The following is a 15953-nucleotide window of genomic DNA, read 5'->3' on the forward strand; positions in this document are numbered from 1 at the left end:
GCGAAGGTGGCGGAATTGGTAGACGCGCTAGCTTCAGGTGTTAGTGTTCTTACGGACGTGAGGGTTCAAGTCCCTCTCTTCGCACCATGCGGTGATATAAACAGACAACACGATGCGAAGGTGGCGGAATTGGTAGACGCGCTAGCTTCAGGTGTTAGTGTTCTTACGGACGTGAGGGTTCAAGTCCCTCTCTTCGCACCACTGTTGTCACCTCTCCCCCGGCAGTTAATTCCCTGAATGTTACCCCCCTGCTTATCACGCGCTGCGTGATGTTGCTGTTTCTGCGCGCTGCTAACCCAGATGAAAATTTACTGACGCTGCCGTAATGCCGCCCGCCAGCGCGACGCAGGATGGCAGCAATATATAGTGGCGCAGCCGCTGGTGAAACAGCATAACCAGCGTCAGCAGAAGCATAACGATCATGATCGCCCGCCACTGCGCATAGCCCGGTTCCCATAACGCAAACAGCGGCATAGCGGTACAGGGCAGCAGAATACCCCAGCCGCTATCCAGGCGCTTACCCATTATCCAGCTCACACCCCATAAGCCGCAGGCAGCCAGCATTGCTGCAATCATCATTACGCCCCTTAATGATAAGAATTACCATTATCATATGACAACCATTCTCATTCTGCAGCGAATTTTTCACCGCATGACAGAAATACTGGAAAATGCTAAATTGCCGCCGATAACACACCTGATAACAACATGAAACGTGCTGACTATCCGCATAGCAGAATTAACGCTGCCGGGTAGCGCTTTGATATTTCAGGGCTGTCACGGGTAATAACAATGAAATTAAACGCTTACGATGGACTGAAACAGAGCAAATATCGGCTTTCGCTAATGCTGTTTTTGTTTCTTAATATCGCCGTTTCACTCTTTTGCCTGCTGCCCTGCCTGAACGTTCAGATACCGGTATTTACCCTGCCTGCGGTGCTGGTCGCGGGTTTCAGCACCACGCTGCTGCTGCTTTGCCTGATAATGCCCGGCCTGCGCTTTCCCGTATTAACGCCGGTCGCGCTGCTGCTCGGGCTGCTGTGGGCGTGGCATATTAATCAGAAATATCATCTGATTTCGGCGTTTGATAGCAGCTATTTAATTATCAGCTTACTTAGCGTCTTTTTTATCAGCGCTATCGCGCTGAGCGACTATTTAACGGCATTCTGCCTGCATATTCTGCCGCCGGTGCTGACCGTGCTGCTGCTGGATAACGGACAGCACCTGACCACCATTCTGTTTACTATTACGCTGCCGCTGATTGGATTTTCCCTGCTGCATTTGATGCGCCGGCGTTTTGACCATTTTACCCGGCAGCTGATTGGCCAGCTGTATGAAGAGAAGCAGAGCTTCAGCGCGCTCAGCATGCTCGATCCGCTGACCGGCCTCTATAACCGGCGCGGGCTGCAGAACCGGCTGGAAACGATTCTGGAGAACCATGCCGGCAGCCACTTTATCCTGCTGCTGGATATCGATCATTTCAAAGCCTATAACGACAATTACGGACATGCGATGGGCGACCAGGCGCTGAAGCGCGTATCGGCTGCGATCCGTGACGCCGTCCGCTCGCGCGATGTGGTCACCCGCTATGGCGGTGAAGAGTTTCTGGTACTGCTGACCAATGTCAACGCGTCAATCGCCATGAAGCTCGCCGAGCGCATCCGGCTGTCGGTGCTGGAACTGAAGATCCCCCATCGTTCTAATACCGCGGTATCGACTCACGTCACCGTCAGCGCCGGCATCGCGCCGATGGCTGCGCACGATTTTGAGCGGGCCGTCGCCAACGCTGACCGTGCGCTCTATGTCGCCAAAAACCGCGGGCGCAATACCATCCTGGCCTGGGAGGCGCTGCCGGCACGCCGGCAGGCGATTAGCGAGCCGCACTAAAGTGATAAATACAACGCTATAGCAATCTTCTGCTGCTGCTATCTTGCTCACTCAATCAGGAACGATTATCATTTGTTTTTCGTTTCCCGTTATCATTCAGGATTGGCATGGCTACGATTACGCGTCAGGCGCACCGCTTCAGTGAGCAGTCCCCGATCTTCATGCAGCGCGATCGCACGCTGGTACGCGCGCTGCAGGAGCTGATCCGTGAGCAGTGCAGCGACCGTCAGGCGTATGTCAGACTGGGGGAAACCGCACCGGAAGGCGCTTTGACGCTGGCTGAATGGTCGGCACCGGAGCACTTTCTGTTTCTGACGCAGCGCTACGGTGACTATCTTTATCGCAGCCATCCTGATACGCCGCGGGAGGCGAAGCCGCTGCAGTCACTCTGGGCGCAGTGGTACTTCGGTCTGCTGGTGCCCACGCTGATGATGGCGCTGCTGCATGAGCCGCGTGCCCTGAACTGCTCACCTGAATATATCCGCGCTGAATTTCACGAAAATGGCCATCCTGCCACCTTCTGGCTGGAGGTGCAGGAGGATGAGCCCGCGCGATTTCTCTCTGCGCCGCAGCGTATGGCGCGCCTGATCCAGACCTGCCTGCAGCCCGCCGTGGAAGGCATGACGCAGCACGGCGACATCAATGCGCGCCTTATCTGGAACAACATGGGATATCTGATCTACTGGTTCCTGGGTGAACTCCGCGCGCAGCTGCCCGCCGCGCTGATCGACCAGCTGGAAGAGATGCTGTTTTTCACGCCGTCGCTGCCGGACGGCAGCGATAACCCGCTTTACCGCACCATGATTATGCGTCACGGGACGATGGAGCGGCGCAGCTGCTGTCAGCGCTATCGTATTCCTGACGTCGAGCGCTGCGGTAACTGTACACTGAAAGCGCAATAAGCACGCACGCGCCGTAAATTCTCCTTTTCTCTCGTTTACACTTTTTTCGCCTTGTGGCAGCGTTCAGGTTCAGTTTTTACCGGAGAACAACATGAGCCTGGAGTCGGTACAGCAGTTCTTTGCTGAGCATGCGCCGGATATCGAAATTATTGAAACGCCTGAAAGCACGGCCACCGTGGCGCTGGCGGCACGCGTTCACGGCGTCTCACCGGGGCAGATTGCCAAAACGCTGTCGCTGAAAGTGAAAGAGCAGGTGGTGCTGATTGTTACCCGCGGCGACGCGCGTCTGGATAACCGCAAACTGAAAGCCGCACTGGGCGCCAAAGCGCGCATGCTGAGCGTCGATGAAGTGGTGAACTGGACCGGCCATCCGGTCGGCGGCGTCTCTCCTTTTGGCCTGGAAAACCCGCTCACCGTGTACTGCGATATCTCTTTGCGCAGCTTTGATGAGGTGCTGCCCGCCGCGGGCTCGGTGCGCAGCGCGGTACGCATCTCACCGCTGAGAATGGCGGAGCTGACCCATGCCACCTGGATCGATGTCTGTGAAGCGCTTTGAAGGCGCGGATATTATCGCGCCGTCGCTGTCACGTTTCAGAGCCGGAGCGGCAGACGGGTAAAAGCCTGTTCAAGCATATCCAGCAGCAGCGCATTATCAACATGCTGGATGACATGCACCAGCGCCCCGGTTTCCGGCGGGATCCCCACATCGAGCCGCAGCGGTGGACGGTAACGCCAGCTCTTGCCGCGCGTAGCACCGGGACGCAGCTCGATATCCACGTAATAATCGGCGCCTTCCGCCACGCGCTGGTTCAGCAGCCAGGCGACCACCAGCGCATCATGGATCCAGCAGCCTGGCAGCCGCCGGGTCCGCATTGAGTAGTCGATCCAGGGGCCCAGCGTCTCGCGGATAAACTGCGTCAGCGGATGCGGTTGCGCCGTAATGCGCGCGAGATCGTCGCGGGTCAGCAGCGTCTGCGTGGTGGCGTCCATCGGCACCAGGGTGATGGTGGCACCGCTGTGCAGTACCTGATGTGCCGCCTCCGGATCGAGACCAAAATTGGTATCTTTGATGTAGTCATCAAGCGCAAAGACACCGCCCATGATCACAATCTCCGCTACCGCTTCAGCCATCTGCGGATAACGCTGCAGCGCCTGCGCCACGTTCGTCAGCGGCCCGATAGCGACCAGGGTAAACTCTCCCGGGTTATCGCAGATCAGCTGACCCATCACGCCGGCAGCATCATTGCCGTCCGCCGCCATCACCGCGGGCTGACGCACGCCCTGCCACAGCGCGGCCAGCGCCGGATCGGCCAGATTATCCAGACGCGCCCGCCACGGCAGCGGATCTTCGCGCAGCGCCTGCAGCGCCCCCTGCACCACCGGAATATTCAGCCCGAGACGTTTCAGCAAATCTTTTGCCACGCGCGCGCCCGTCGCGCTGGGCGTGTTACCGGTGACCGTGGTAATCAGTTCCGGCGACAGCGCGGGTGATGCCAGCGCCAGCGCAATCGCCAGTCCGTCATCGGTATTTGCACCTGCGATGCCATTCCCCGGATCGCAATCAATAATCACTCTTTTCATAATGTTTTATCGTTATTGTATTTAAGGCTGCAGGCAGCCACAGGATTCGCCGGTTTCGATGTAGTGCGGCAGCTCGGCCATCACCCCCTCCTCCGGCTGGTTTTTCAGCATAGCAATAGCGCGCTGCGCCAGCTCAGACAGCGGCTGTCGCACCGTGGTCAGCGAAGGCACATGAAACGCGGCCTGCGTGGTACCGTTAAAACAGACCAGCGCCACATCCTGCGGCACGCGGATCCCCTGCTCGGCAAACGCGCGAATACAGCCAATGGCCTGGCCTTCGTTACTGGCAAACAGCGCACGCGGTACGCGACCGCTGGCGAGCATGCGCTGCGCCGCGTCGTAGCCGCCCTGCCGCGAGTAGTCAGCCGGGAAAATCAGGCTTTCATCCACGGTCAGCCCCTGCTCCTGCATCGCATCACGCCAGCCCTGAATACGATCCTGAGCGTTAAACATCGCCAGCGGGCCGCTGATCATGCCCACCTGCTGATAACCGTGACTCAGCAGATGCCGGGTGACATCGCAGGCCGCCAGCCGTTCATTCATGCTCAGCACGCTGACGCCGGGCCGCGGCGTAATGCGATCCAGCATCAGCAGCGGCGTTCCGCTCGCCTGCACCACATCAATATAGGGATGGCGATCGACGCTGTTATAAAACAGTCCGTCGATCTGACGGTTAAGCATTCCCTGAATCAGCTCCAGCTCACGCTGACGATCGTCACCGGCATCACCCAGCAGCATGATATGGCCGTGGTTAAGCGACTCCTGCAGCAGGACATGCGCCATGGAAGCGACAAACGGGTTTGCAATGTTCGGCACAATCAGACCAAAGGTTTTGGTGGTGCCGGAGGCCAGCGCGCGCGCTACGGCGTTAGGCCGGTAGCCCGTCTGCTTAATGGCAGCCAGCACCCGCTGACGGGTCGCTTCCGCCACCGGGCGCGGCCCGTTGTTGATCACATAGCTGACCACGGCTACCGAGGTGCCTGCGACGCGGGCGACATCGGTACGGGTTACATTTCCGCCGGGAGATTTTGCCAAATTAGCCTCAATATAAATGCCGCTGGCCGGATTCACCGGCCAGCGTTATGTCAATGGTCCTGCCTGCAGCTGCGCGTCAGATGGCATCCTCCGGCAGATTAAGGTCGCGGCCGCGCGTTTCCGGTGCGACAAACGTCGTCAGAAACCCGATAGTGGCCATCGCGCTAAAGTAAACGGCGATGGGCCACCAGTGGCCGGTCCATGAGAGCAGCGCTGCCGCGACCAGCGGCGCAGTGCCGCCAGAAAGAATTGACCCCAGCTCTTTTGCCACTGCCATTTTGGTATAGCGATGCTTTACGCCAAACATCTCGACGCCCCAGGCCGCCTGTACGCCAAATATCCCCAGCGAAGCGAGCGCCATTCCTGTAACGATAACAGCAATAATAATTGTCGGATCGCGGCTATCCATCAGGCTGAAGGCGGGCCACGCATAGATCATCAGCAGCAGGCAGAAACCACGATAGGTAATGCGGCGACCAAAACGATCGGAGAGCCAGCCCGCAAACGGAATAATCAGGAAGCCCAGCAGCGAGGCGATAAACACCGCCGTAGTCGGTACCGACTTATCCAGCATCAGCACTTTTGCAACGTAGCCAACGATAAAGCCCTGAGCCAGGTAAGAGGGGCCATTTTCACCGATGCGCAGACCTACCATGGTCCAGAACGCCCGGGTTCGCTGCCAGACGCTGCGGCTGTCAGTTTCAATATGCGCCCGGGAGAGCGTCTCGCTGCGCTGCGCCTGCAGTTCAGCCTGCTGACGCTCAAACACCGGCGTTTCGCGCAGATGGCGGCGGATCCACAGCGCCACTACGGCGATCAGGACGCTGCTGAGAAAAGGAATACGCCAGCCCCAGGCCAGCAGACTCTCTTTATCCATCTGGATCACCGCCAGCCAGACCAGAGAGGCGATCAGCGTGCCGCTGTTTGATCCCAGCGCGATCACGGAAGAGACCAGGCCGCGTCGCTCAACCGGGGCATACTCGCCCAGCATAACGGTGCCGCCAGAGAGCTCCGCCCCCGCTCCCAGCCCCTGCGTAAAACGCAGCAGTACCAGACAGGCAGGCGCCCAGAGTCCGATTGTTGCATAAGATGGGATCAGGCCAATCAGCGTGGTTGAGGCGCCCATCAGGATAATCGTACTGATCATCACGACTTTGCGCCCTTTGCGATCGCCAATCCAGCCAAACAGCAGCGCGCCTATCGGGCGGGCGATAAAGCCGACTGACCAGGTGGCAAAGCTTGAGAGCAGCGCCATAGCGGGTGTCGCTTCCGGAAAAAAGATGTCGCCAAAGATGATACCTGCCGCCAGGCCATACAGCGCAAAGTCGGCATACTCCATCGCCGTACCGAGCCAGCAGGAGAAGGTTGCGCGCCAGAAATCTTTGCGGCCAGCGGGAGTTTGCAGCCGTTCGTCAGCCGCGGTGAGGTGGGGTGAGTGCTGTGCAGTGGGATGATGTTCCGTCATAACCCTTTCTCTTAGTGAAGTGAAAACAGTAAACGCCCTTCCATGGGTCTGTTCTCTTGCTTAAGCAAGCAGAACGTCCCGGTGACGACGTTCGACAGGCAAATCCTGAAAGATCAGTAAGGAATTCCCTGGTGTTGGAATTCATCTCTCTGCTGCGTTTCGCCGGTGTTTAATTCACCGATCGTATTAGCACAGCAAATGTAACATGGTCATTTCAGGGCCGTAGCCGCGTCTGGCACCGTGAGTTATCACTGGGGAGACAGTCTATCTACGCGCGTAGATAAATCAAGCGGCAAAACGAAAATTAGTTAGATTATTTTGACTATCCTCCCTGATTAATACCAAAAAAATACGAGAATTCAGGTAATTGCATGCGTTTTAATTAAGCAAAAGCCGTATTAAAACGCAGCAACGGGTATCCGTAATTTATCAATAGCTGCACAGTGCCTGCTGTCGCGCCGCCTTTATGCCACCTGCAGATGACAATGAAATGACAGCGGCTGCCTCAGCTCAGCGTAAAATAACTTAACGTCTCACAGCCTGTGCCCGCCTGCGGCGTGGCTATCACCTTTCGTTGCGCCAGATCGATAACGCTTAACGACCCATCGCCTTCGTTGGCGATAAGCAGCGTGCGATTATCTTCACTGAAACAGCCATCTCCTGGCTGGCACCCTACGCGCAGAGTACCTGAGGGATTAAGCAGATCGTCAAACAGCGTAATCAGTGATTCATCATGCCCGATCGCAACCAGCCGTTCGCCACTGGCACTGAACCGCACAACCTGGCAGGGCTGCTGGTGGCCGGCCAGCGTAATGCGCTGCCGGACCCGGTGGCTCTGTCGATCGATCACGTAAAGCAGCGGTGCGTCGGCGGCGCTGGCGACCAGATAAGGATGTCTGGGCGAGGCAGCAATACCGGCTATCGGACCAGGCAGCAGAATGTTATCAATGACGCGGCCTTCTGCCTCACATAAATCGATTACTGTGATGCTGGCGTCCTCTTCATTTTCCGTAAACAGCTTGCGTCCGCTGGGAGAGAGCGTCAGCCGGTGGGCGTTATGCGAAGGCAGCGGGATGATTTTCTCTACGCGATCGGTGTGCGGATCGATAACCGCAACCGCCGCGCTGTTTTCACAGCAGAGATAGACTTTGCCGTCGCGCCCCAGCTGTCCGCTGTGCGGCGACTGCAGTGGCGTAAGGTCGATAAAGCCGCTGATCCGGCGCTGACGCAGATCGATAACAGCGACTTTATGCCCGGGATAAGGGTTAGCGCCGTGCACGCCGCTGCCATAGAGCGGGACATAGGCTTTTTCCAGCGCCGGCAGCATCAGCAGCTCGTGCGGGCGCGGCGGAAACGCATTCAGCTCCTGCTCAACAGCAAAGCTTTCCGGATGCAGAAACAGCACCCGGTTCCCCTGTTTATCAACGGCTATCAGACCGCGGGCAGATGACTGCATAATCACTCCTTAAACAGAATGCCTGACTAAAGCGTAGCTAAGCTGTATGACGAAGGTAAATTTCGCTCTGATACCAGACTAAAATCCAGCAGGGATAAACGTTCATTTCTCACCACAATTTTCACATTCCCGCTCTTCAGGCTGCACGCAGACAACGATCTTAGGATTAATCCTGGCGGGAAAAAATAAACTGTGAAATTTGTCACGCTGTTATTTTGTTAAATTTTTATTGATAACGGCAGCTTCATTTTCCGCTTTATCTGAAAGAGAAAAAAAGGATTAGCGCAATCGCGAAGAATGTTTTATTAAGCTCATGGTAATACTTTTACACACAGCCCCCGTAAGGAAACATAAGAGCGCCTAAGGCGCCAGCATCAGGGACTCCTTGCCCATAATCACAATAATCAGGTGCATCATGTCAAAAAAACGTCTTCAGCCGGCGCGCGCGCTCTGGCACAACTGGAAAAGAATAGCGTTTACCGGTCAGTCATTACTGCAGAAAAAACAGCATAATGCGCTCTGCGCGCCGGAGTATGATCCCAGCGAAGAGGACAATATCGTGTTACTTTCTGGTGAGAAGACGTTGCCAGAGATCCCGAAAAAAGTATGGCTGTACTGGGATACAGAATATTTACCAAAATCGTTACAGGTGAATATTGCTAAAATACGCCGCGATAATCCTGACCACAGCGTTCACCTGTTAAATAAATATTCTGTAAAAGAAGTCCTGCCCGATTTTATATTTACCTCAGCGCAATTAACGGCACAGCAGAAAAGCGAAGTGATCAGGCTTGAGCTGTTATTACGCTACGGCGGCATCGCTATCGACTGCGCTGCGCTGCTGTTTGAAGATCTGAGCTGGGTACACAGCGCCCATCAGGAACGTCCGATGGATGTGATCGGCTATTATTGCGAACGCTCAACGCTGAATTATCTCGCGCCTGTTATTGAGAACTGGTTCCTTGCTGCTGCGCCAAATAATCCTTTTATTCGCGAATGGCAGAAGCAGTATGCACCCATCAAGCATCAGGGTGAGCAGAGCTTCTTTAACGAAATGCGCAAGCGTGATGACTTTTCGCTGCTGACGCAGAGAATCGCTGAACCGGCACAGCAGCCGGGCGCGCTGGCGCAGCAGGCGGCCATGCGTGAATATCGCCGCGTTAATCTCTTTCTGCGTAAATGCGAAGCCAGCGCCTTTTACTATCAGCGCCTGAACAACTGGAAAAGCGACGCCTTTACGCATGCCATTCTGTTTCATCAGCGCCCGCATACGCCGCCGCCGGTTATTAAGCTGGATGGTCACGCACAGCTGCATCTCGACTTTAACCTGCGTCTGGGGAACTACAACCGCAGCAGCCTGCTGGGCGCAATGATGCAACCTGCCGCACCGCTCAGCGTGGCGCTGCCCTCACCCGTTAACAAAGCGAGCGCGTAGCCAGTGAATAAAGGTCGTCACCGCACGCGGCACCTGTGCCGCGTAAGGGCGCACCACCCAGAGGCGGTCGGCAAAGGCGTCGACCGCCTGCCACGATGAGAGCACCGGCTGCAGCGCACCGCTTTCCAGCGCTGCGCGGGCGCTGAAATCGGGCAGCATGGCAATGCCTGCTCCCTGTAGCGCGGCGTCCCGAATCGACTCGCTGTTATTGGTGGCAAAATTCCCCTGAATTTTTACCGTCAGCGTTTCGCCGCCCTGATGCGACTGAAAGCGCCACTGCGGCGCATCGGGACCGCGCGGATACCACAGGCAGTTATGCTGAAGCAGCGCGTCCGGCGTCTGCGGCACGCCGTGCTGTGCCAGATAAGCGGGCGAAGCCACCAGCAGCGCGCGCGTGGCGCACAGAGGCAGCGCGACGTGCGTTTCCGGCAGCGACTGGCTGTGACGGATAGCGAGATCAAACCCCTCCCCGCCGAGTGATACCAGGCGGTCAGTCACATCCAGCTGCAGGCGCACCTGTGGATATTCACGCAGAAAGTCGCCGATAATCGGCACCAGCTGCTGCCGGGCAAACGCCACCGGCGCGCTGATGCGTACCTGTCCGCGTACCGGCCCCGCCTCATCGCGCACGCGATAAACGCTTTCCGCTATCCGGGTAAAGGGCTCACGCAGCTCGCCAGCCAGCTGCTCACCGGCTGACGTAAGCCGCACGCTGCGCGTGGTGCGCTGAACCAGAGCAACCCCGGTCAGCGCTTCCAGCTCTTTAATTTTCTGACTCACTGCCGCTTTACTGACATCCAGCCGCTCAGCGGCGCGGGTAAAACTGCCCTGCTCCGCCAGTACTGTCAGCCAGTAAAGATGTGTCCAGAGCGCTTCGGTTTTCATCGCCTTGCCCGCCATTGTTCAAAATAGTGAACAATTATTTTATCGCAGTCGCTTTTTCTTTGCGCGCGCAGCGGGCAGCATAGCCTCACTTAACGCGACTTTTACGCCACTACTGCGAGGGTTTACCGATGCCATTACTCACTTTCGATCTGATTCAGGGCCGCTCCGAGGCTGAAGTTCGTACATTGCTGGATGCCGCCCATCGCGCCGTCCTGACTGCGTTCGGCGTGCCTGAGCGCGACCGCTATCAGATTGTTCACGAAAACAAAGCTTATCAGATGGTTTTTCAGGATACCGGACTGGGCTTTTCGCGCACGGATAATCTGGTGATGGTGCGGGTCTATACCAGCCCGCGCAGTGAGGCGCAAAAAAGCTGTTTTATGGCAGAACTGGCGCGCGAGCTGCGTGAAAGCTGCGGCGTGCAGGGCCACGATCTGATGATAAGTTTTATCACCAACAGCAAAGGTGACTGGAGCTTTGCGCACGGTGAAGCGCAGTATCTTACCGGTGCGTTATAAGCCACAGTCTGCCCGATACGCTACCGCCGCCGCGCTTATCATCCCGCCTGGCGGCACGATTCCGAATGTACCGCACAAATCCCGCCGGACAGGTTGCAGCCCAGTGACAGCCAATATAGATTGACGCAAACCCCCTGAGAGGGCGCGCGGCCGCTGGCGCTGCGCTATTCATCTATCGTGAGGATTTGCCGTTGGCATTGCTTTCAATCGTGCTGTTTCTGACCGCCATCATCATTTACGCCTCTAAAGCCGGACGCAATACGTTCTGGTTCAGCCTGATGCTGCTGCTGCTGACGCTGTTTATTGTGCTGAATGCAACGCTGTTCGCCAGCAACTATTTTACCGGTGACGGCATCAATGATGCGGTGATCTACACGCTGACCAACAGCCTGACCGGCGCCGGCGTCAGTAAATATGTGGTGCCCGCTATCGGGCTGATTATTGTGCTGTTTCTGCTGTTCTGCTTTCTTTCATGGATTTTGCGCCGCCATAAACGTCCGCATCACCTCGGCTGGAGCCTGCTGGCGATCGCCTGCGCCGCCGGCTCGGTGCAGACCACGCCGGCGTTTCGTCAGGTTAAAGATCTGATTGCGTCGCACGCGCACGCGGGCGACTCCGATTTCGCCACCTGGTACATCACGCCGCAGAACCGTATTGAACAGCCCGCGCTCAACCTGGTCTATATCTACGGCGAGAGCCTGGAGGGCACCTATTTAAATCAGCAGGCTTTTCCCGACCTGGCGCCGGAGCTGAGCCGCGAGCAGGCGCAGAGCCTGGATTTCAGCAATACCGCGCAGCTGCCCGGCACCGACTATACCATTGCCGGCATGGTCGCCTCACAGTGCGGTATCCCGCTGTTTGCGCCTTTTGACGGTAACGCCTCAGCCGCGCTCTCCAGCTTCTATCCGCAGAGTCTCTGCCTCGGCGATGTTCTCAAAAACAGCGGCTATGAGAACTGGTTTATTCAGGGCGCCGATCTGCGCTTTGCCGGCAAAGATACTTTTCTGCTTTCGCACGGCTTCGCCGCATCGAATCTCTATGGCGCGCAGGAGCTGAAAAGCCGCGTGGCCGATCCCGACTACCGCAACAACTGGGGCTTTTACGACGACACCGTGCTGGACGAGGTGTTTGAGAAGTATGCTGAACTGTCGCAGCAGAACAAACGCTTTGCCCTGTTTACCCTGACGGTGGATACCCATCACCCTGATGGCTTTATCTCCCGCAGCTGCCGGCGTAAAAGCTATCAGTATGAGGGTAAAGTGAACCAGTCATTCAGCGCCGTCACCTGTTCACAGGAGCACGTGGCGCGGCTGATTGAGCGTATTAAAGCTTCGCCGTGGTTTAAAAACACCGTCATTGTCGTCAGCTCCGATCATCTGGCGATGAACAATACCGCCCACCCCTATCTGACGAAGCTGCCGCGCCGCGATCTTTTTATGGTCATTCGCGGCGATCGGCCACAGGCGGAGGTGCGCGATGCGCCACGCAGCACGCTGGATAACGGCGCCACGGTGCTTGAGATCCTCGGCGGTGACAAGGCGCTGGGACTTGGCCGCAGTTCACTCTCTACGCCGTCGCTCTCCACGCAGTTTGACGACATGGCGAAAAAGGTCAGCAGCTGGAAAGCTGATATTGTGCAGCTGTGGAATTTTCCGGCCAGCATGAAAGAGTTCACCATCGACCAGCAGAAGAATACCTTTACCTTCTCCGGCGCCACGTTCCGCCTGCCGATCCTGTTCCGGCTGGGCAATAAGCAGGTTGAACCGCTGCCGGAGGGAGAGTATGCCGCGCCGCTGCGCTATCAGCTGGCCGATTTTGCCGCGAACGACAAATTTGTCTGGGCCGACCGCTGCTTCAAAATGGCGCGACTCTGGAAACCGGAGCTGGCGCTCTCCACCGATCTTTGCCTGGCGATGGGCCAGATGGGCGGCCAGCCCAGCGTGGTGCGTATCGATCAGCCGCTCTGGCACGGCAAAACGCACTTTCCGCCGCTGCGCGTCAGCCCGGAAACCTGGCGCCTCAACCAGCAGCAGATCCGCATTGAGGATAATGACATTCGCTACGATGCCGACAGCTTTGTGCTGAACGTGCCGGGCGCTCCGCACAGCATCCGGCGCTTTAGCGGCATCTCGCGCCCGGAGAGCTGGGGACGCTGGTCCAATGCCAATCTGGCTCCGGAGGTGAATATTGAGTATGCCGATCCGCTACCGCCGCGGTTCGATCTGGTGATTACCGCGCGCGCGTTTGGTGCCAATGCGCAGCAGCCGATTCCGGTACGCGTAGGCAGCGAGGAGCAGGTTCTGCGGCTGGACGATAGCTTCTCCACTACTACGCTGCACTTCAGCAATCGCGACGGCAGCCATAATCTGGTGATTGTGCCACCGGCGCCGCAGCTGTCGAATCAGGACAATATTGTGGGCCAAGCGCCGCGCAAGCTCGGCATTGGCATGGCGGAGATCCGCATCGTGCCGCGCCCCTGAGCGCGGGCTCAGTCGCGCGGGCGCAGCGTCTCCAGCCGCTCCCGCTGCGCGCCATCGGCGCTGAAATTACCCGGCGCCAGCCAGCGCTCAAAGGCGAGCTTTAATACCGGCCAGTCGCCATCGATAACAGAGAACCAGCAGGTATCGCGGCTGCGACCTTTGTATACCATTGCCTGACGAAACACGCCTTCGGGCTGAAAACCGAGCCGCAGCGCCGCCTGGCGCGACGGCTGATTGCAGCTGTCACATTTCCATTCGTAGCGGCGATAGCCGAGCTGGTCAAACGCATACGCCATCAGCAGAAAGTGCGCCTCAGTAGCCATACGGGTACGCTGCAGCAGCGGTGAAAACACCACATATCCCACTTCCATTACGCCGTGCTGCGGCTCGATACGCATCAGCGCGAGCGTACCCACCGCCTGCCCGCGCTGCAGATCGATCACGGCAAAATGCAGGTAACCGGGAGTGTGCTGGCAGGCGGCGGCGAACGTCAGCCACTCATGCTGCGATGCCGGACGCTCCACGGGCAGCCAGGTCCAGCTGCTATCGTCCGCGGCGTGCGCATGCGCGGCGCTGAGATCGGACGCGTGGCGTGACGCATCCAGCGGCTCAAGGCGGCAGTAACGCCCCTGAAGCGTGACGCGCTCCGGACGCGGGCGCGGCTGCCAGTCAGGCAACGCACTACCCGTCGGCTGGCCAAACTCATTAACGGTCGGGGCCATCTTTCCTGCCTCTGAAATAAAACAGGCGGACCCGGTGGCCCGCCTGCTGGCGTTATCCTTTAAAGAAGATGTCGCCCGATTTGCCCATCACGATTTTGCCGCTGTCATCGGTGATCTGAATATAGTTGGCGTTGATGTAAGCCCAGTGTGCACCAGCCTGCGGAGCGGGCAGATGACGCGCCTGCCAGTCAGTGATGGTGTACTCTTTTTTGCGATACTCTTCCGGCACCACATCGCCGACCTTGTGCTCTTTGTAGTCGATAATAATGGTGTGCAGATTGTAGTTGTTGGCGGCGGAAGGCTGCTCGCCGGTGCCGTTGTTAGACGGGCGAACCGGCGCGTCGTCGCCTGATGCAGCGGGTGCCTGAGCGGCTGGCGCATCGGCGTCTGGCACCGGTGCGGCGTCAGGGGCCTGCACATCCGGCTGCTCTGTCTGAGGCGGCATCGGCACGCTATTGGTCTGCTCATCCGCTGCCAGTGCGGCTGGCGTCAGGCTAAGCGCGCCCAGAAACAGGCCGGCAGATAAAAGGGTTACGTGTGTCCTGCGCATTGGTGATTCCCACTCTGATTAATAGTCTGATATCCATTTACTGACAAGCGCACCGGGCCAATGGTTCCCGCTGCCGTGCGGCGCTCGTCGCGTCATGCCACAGCATACCTCAGCCTGGCCCGATTCAGGCGCGCTAAAATTGCAAATAATCGTGATAATGCCGCTATAATCGCGCCATGAGATGCGGGCCTGGCCCGTACAGAATATTACGTGCAGGAGAGAAGCGATGAATCAGGGGCCGTTAACGGAAAAAGAGCTGAACTGGCTGGATGACATGCTGGAGAAGTATGGCAATGCGCACTCCGTGGTGGATACGGCCGAGCTGGATGGGATGCTGACCGCCCTGCTCTCCGGCCCGAATGATATTGAACCCAGCGAGTGGCTGGTGGCGATGTGGGGCGGCCAGAAGCATATCCCTAAATGGGCTAATGAGCGCGAGATGGATCGCTTTATGACCCTGACCTTTCAGCACCTGAACGATATTGCTGAGCGTCTGGCCGAGTTTCCGGAGCAGTTTGACCCGCTGTTTGGCCTGCAGGAGATGGAGGGCCAGGAGTTTACCGTGGTCGAAGACTGGTGCTACGGCTATATGCGCGGCGTCGCGCTGGACGCCGACTGGTCACAGCTGCCCGAAGCGCTGGAGCCGCAGCTGCAGGCGATTGCCCTGCACGGCAGTGAAGAGCAGCGTGAAGCGCGCGAGGTGCTCGATCCGGACGCGTTCGAAGCGAGCATGGAGGCGATCCGCCCGGCGGCGCTGGAACTGCACGAATACTGGCAGGCCGAGCGCATGGCCCAGCCCGATCCCGAGCCACAGCTGCCGTTCTTTGCCGGTGATAAAACCGGACGCAACGATCCCTGCCCGTGCGGCAGCGGCAAAAAATATAAGCAGTGCTGCCTGAATAAATAACCTGCGTTCGGGTCGCATAAATGCGACTCCTACAACAATATCCACAGGGGCACCATTCATGGCGCCCTGGCCACACCGCGCCTAATCCAACCCGGGTCGCATAAATGCGACCCCTGCGGGTATCGCGCTC

15 protein-coding genes and 2 tRNA genes are annotated in these 15953 nt (G+C 57.8%); 9 read left to right on the plus strand and 8 right to left on the minus strand.

What is annotated here, in order from left to right:
* Positions 1 to 87 (plus strand) — tRNA-Leu (locus tag F3I15_RS17255).
* A 27-nt stretch (positions 88 to 114) separates the two neighbouring features.
* Positions 115 to 201, plus strand: a tRNA-Leu gene (locus F3I15_RS17260).
* Positions 202 to 291: 90 nt separating this feature from the next.
* Here F3I15_RS17260 and F3I15_RS17265 read toward each other — a convergent pair.
* On the minus strand, positions 292 to 576 hold the full coding sequence (locus F3I15_RS17265) for a DUF1435 domain-containing protein (RefSeq protein WP_071669150.1): 285 nt from the start codon (positions 574 to 576) through the stop codon (positions 292 to 294).
* A 216-nt stretch (positions 577 to 792) separates the two neighbouring features.
* Between F3I15_RS17265 and F3I15_RS17270 the strand changes: the two genes are divergently transcribed.
* The 3 genes from F3I15_RS17270 to F3I15_RS17280 all read left to right on the plus strand — a co-directional run bounded on the left by F3I15_RS17270 (position 793) and on the right by F3I15_RS17280 (position 3345).
* Complete coding sequence (locus F3I15_RS17270; RefSeq protein WP_150018743.1) at positions 793 to 1887, plus strand: GGDEF domain-containing protein; 1095 nt, start codon at positions 793 to 795, stop codon at positions 1885 to 1887.
* Positions 1888 to 2048: 161 nt separating this feature from the next.
* A complete protein-coding gene (gene fhuF, locus F3I15_RS17275) occupies positions 2049 to 2789 on the plus strand; it encodes a siderophore-iron reductase FhuF (protein WP_370513352.1) in 741 nt (246 codons plus the stop codon).
* Positions 2790 to 2880: 91 nt separating this feature from the next.
* Complete coding sequence (locus F3I15_RS17280) at positions 2881 to 3345, plus strand: YbaK/EbsC family protein (RefSeq protein ID WP_071669106.1); 465 nt, start codon at positions 2881 to 2883, stop codon at positions 3343 to 3345.
* A gap of 35 nt (positions 3346 to 3380) precedes the next feature.
* Here the strand turns inward: F3I15_RS17280 and F3I15_RS17285 are convergent, their stop codons facing one another.
* The 4 genes from F3I15_RS17285 to F3I15_RS17300 form a co-directional block, all read right to left on the minus strand.
* Positions 3381 to 4370 carry a nucleoside hydrolase gene (locus F3I15_RS17285; RefSeq protein ID WP_150018745.1) on the minus strand — a complete coding sequence of 330 codons (990 nt, stop codon included), beginning with the start codon at positions 4368 to 4370 and terminating at the stop codon, positions 3381 to 3383.
* A 21-nt stretch (positions 4371 to 4391) separates the two neighbouring features.
* Positions 4392 to 5405, minus strand: a complete 1014-nt coding sequence (locus F3I15_RS17290) for a LacI family DNA-binding transcriptional regulator (RefSeq protein ID WP_150018746.1) — start codon at positions 5403 to 5405, stop codon at positions 4392 to 4394.
* A gap of 76 nt (positions 5406 to 5481) precedes the next feature.
* Positions 5482 to 6870 (minus strand): MFS transporter, encoded by a 1389-nt coding sequence (locus tag F3I15_RS17295; RefSeq protein ID WP_094110700.1) that lies wholly within the window; start codon positions 6868 to 6870, stop codon positions 5482 to 5484.
* Positions 6871 to 7375: 505 nt separating this feature from the next.
* Positions 7376 to 8326, minus strand: coding sequence for a YncE family protein (locus F3I15_RS17300; RefSeq protein WP_150018747.1), 951 nt, complete (start codon positions 8324 to 8326; stop codon positions 7376 to 7378).
* Positions 8327 to 8741: 415 nt separating this feature from the next.
* Here F3I15_RS17300 and F3I15_RS17305 point away from each other — a divergent pair, with 415 nt between their 5' ends.
* Positions 8742 to 9761 carry a glycosyltransferase family 32 protein gene (locus F3I15_RS17305; RefSeq protein WP_150018748.1) on the plus strand — a complete coding sequence of 340 codons (1020 nt, stop codon included), beginning with the start codon at positions 8742 to 8744 and terminating at the stop codon, positions 9759 to 9761.
* Here F3I15_RS17305 and F3I15_RS17310 read toward each other — a convergent pair.
* The gene (locus F3I15_RS17310) at positions 9735 to 10646 is read right to left on the minus strand and encodes a LysR family transcriptional regulator (protein WP_108569975.1); all 912 of its coding nucleotides are present in this window, start codon (positions 10644 to 10646) and stop codon (positions 9735 to 9737) included. The two genes, F3I15_RS17305 and F3I15_RS17310, sit on opposite strands and share 27 nt — an antisense overlap.
* Before the next feature lie 128 nt (positions 10647 to 10774).
* Between F3I15_RS17310 and F3I15_RS17315 the strand changes: the two genes are divergently transcribed.
* Both F3I15_RS17315 and opgB read left to right on the plus strand, forming a co-directional pair.
* Positions 10775 to 11164: a tautomerase family protein gene (locus F3I15_RS17315; RefSeq protein ID WP_071669111.1), complete on the plus strand. Its 390-nt coding sequence runs from the start codon at positions 10775 to 10777 to the stop codon at positions 11162 to 11164.
* Positions 11165 to 11355: 191 nt separating this feature from the next.
* Positions 11356 to 13644 (plus strand): phosphatidylglycerol--membrane-oligosaccharide glycerophosphotransferase, encoded by a 2289-nt coding sequence (gene opgB / locus F3I15_RS17320; RefSeq protein WP_370513351.1) that lies wholly within the window; start codon positions 11356 to 11358, stop codon positions 13642 to 13644.
* Between the two features lie 8 nt (positions 13645 to 13652).
* Here the strand turns inward: opgB and F3I15_RS17325 are convergent, their stop codons facing one another.
* On the minus strand, positions 13653 to 14366 hold the full coding sequence (locus tag F3I15_RS17325; protein ID WP_150018750.1) for a GNAT family N-acetyltransferase: 714 nt from the start codon (positions 14364 to 14366) through the stop codon (positions 13653 to 13655).
* 52 nt (positions 14367 to 14418) lie between these two features.
* Positions 14419 to 14916 carry an RcnB family protein gene (locus F3I15_RS17330; RefSeq protein WP_150018751.1) on the minus strand — a complete coding sequence of 166 codons (498 nt, stop codon included), beginning with the start codon at positions 14914 to 14916 and terminating at the stop codon, positions 14419 to 14421.
* A gap of 226 nt (positions 14917 to 15142) precedes the next feature.
* Between F3I15_RS17330 and F3I15_RS17335 the strand changes: the two genes are divergently transcribed.
* Positions 15143 to 15823, plus strand: coding sequence for a YecA family protein (locus tag F3I15_RS17335; RefSeq protein ID WP_150018752.1), 681 nt, complete (start codon positions 15143 to 15145; stop codon positions 15821 to 15823).
* Positions 15824 to 15953: the final 130 nt, after the last annotated feature.

The sequence above is a fragment of the Pantoea sp. M_9 genome (assembly GCF_008631385.1).
Lineage (GTDB): Bacteria > Pseudomonadota > Gammaproteobacteria > Enterobacterales > Enterobacteriaceae > Pantoea > Pantoea eucrina.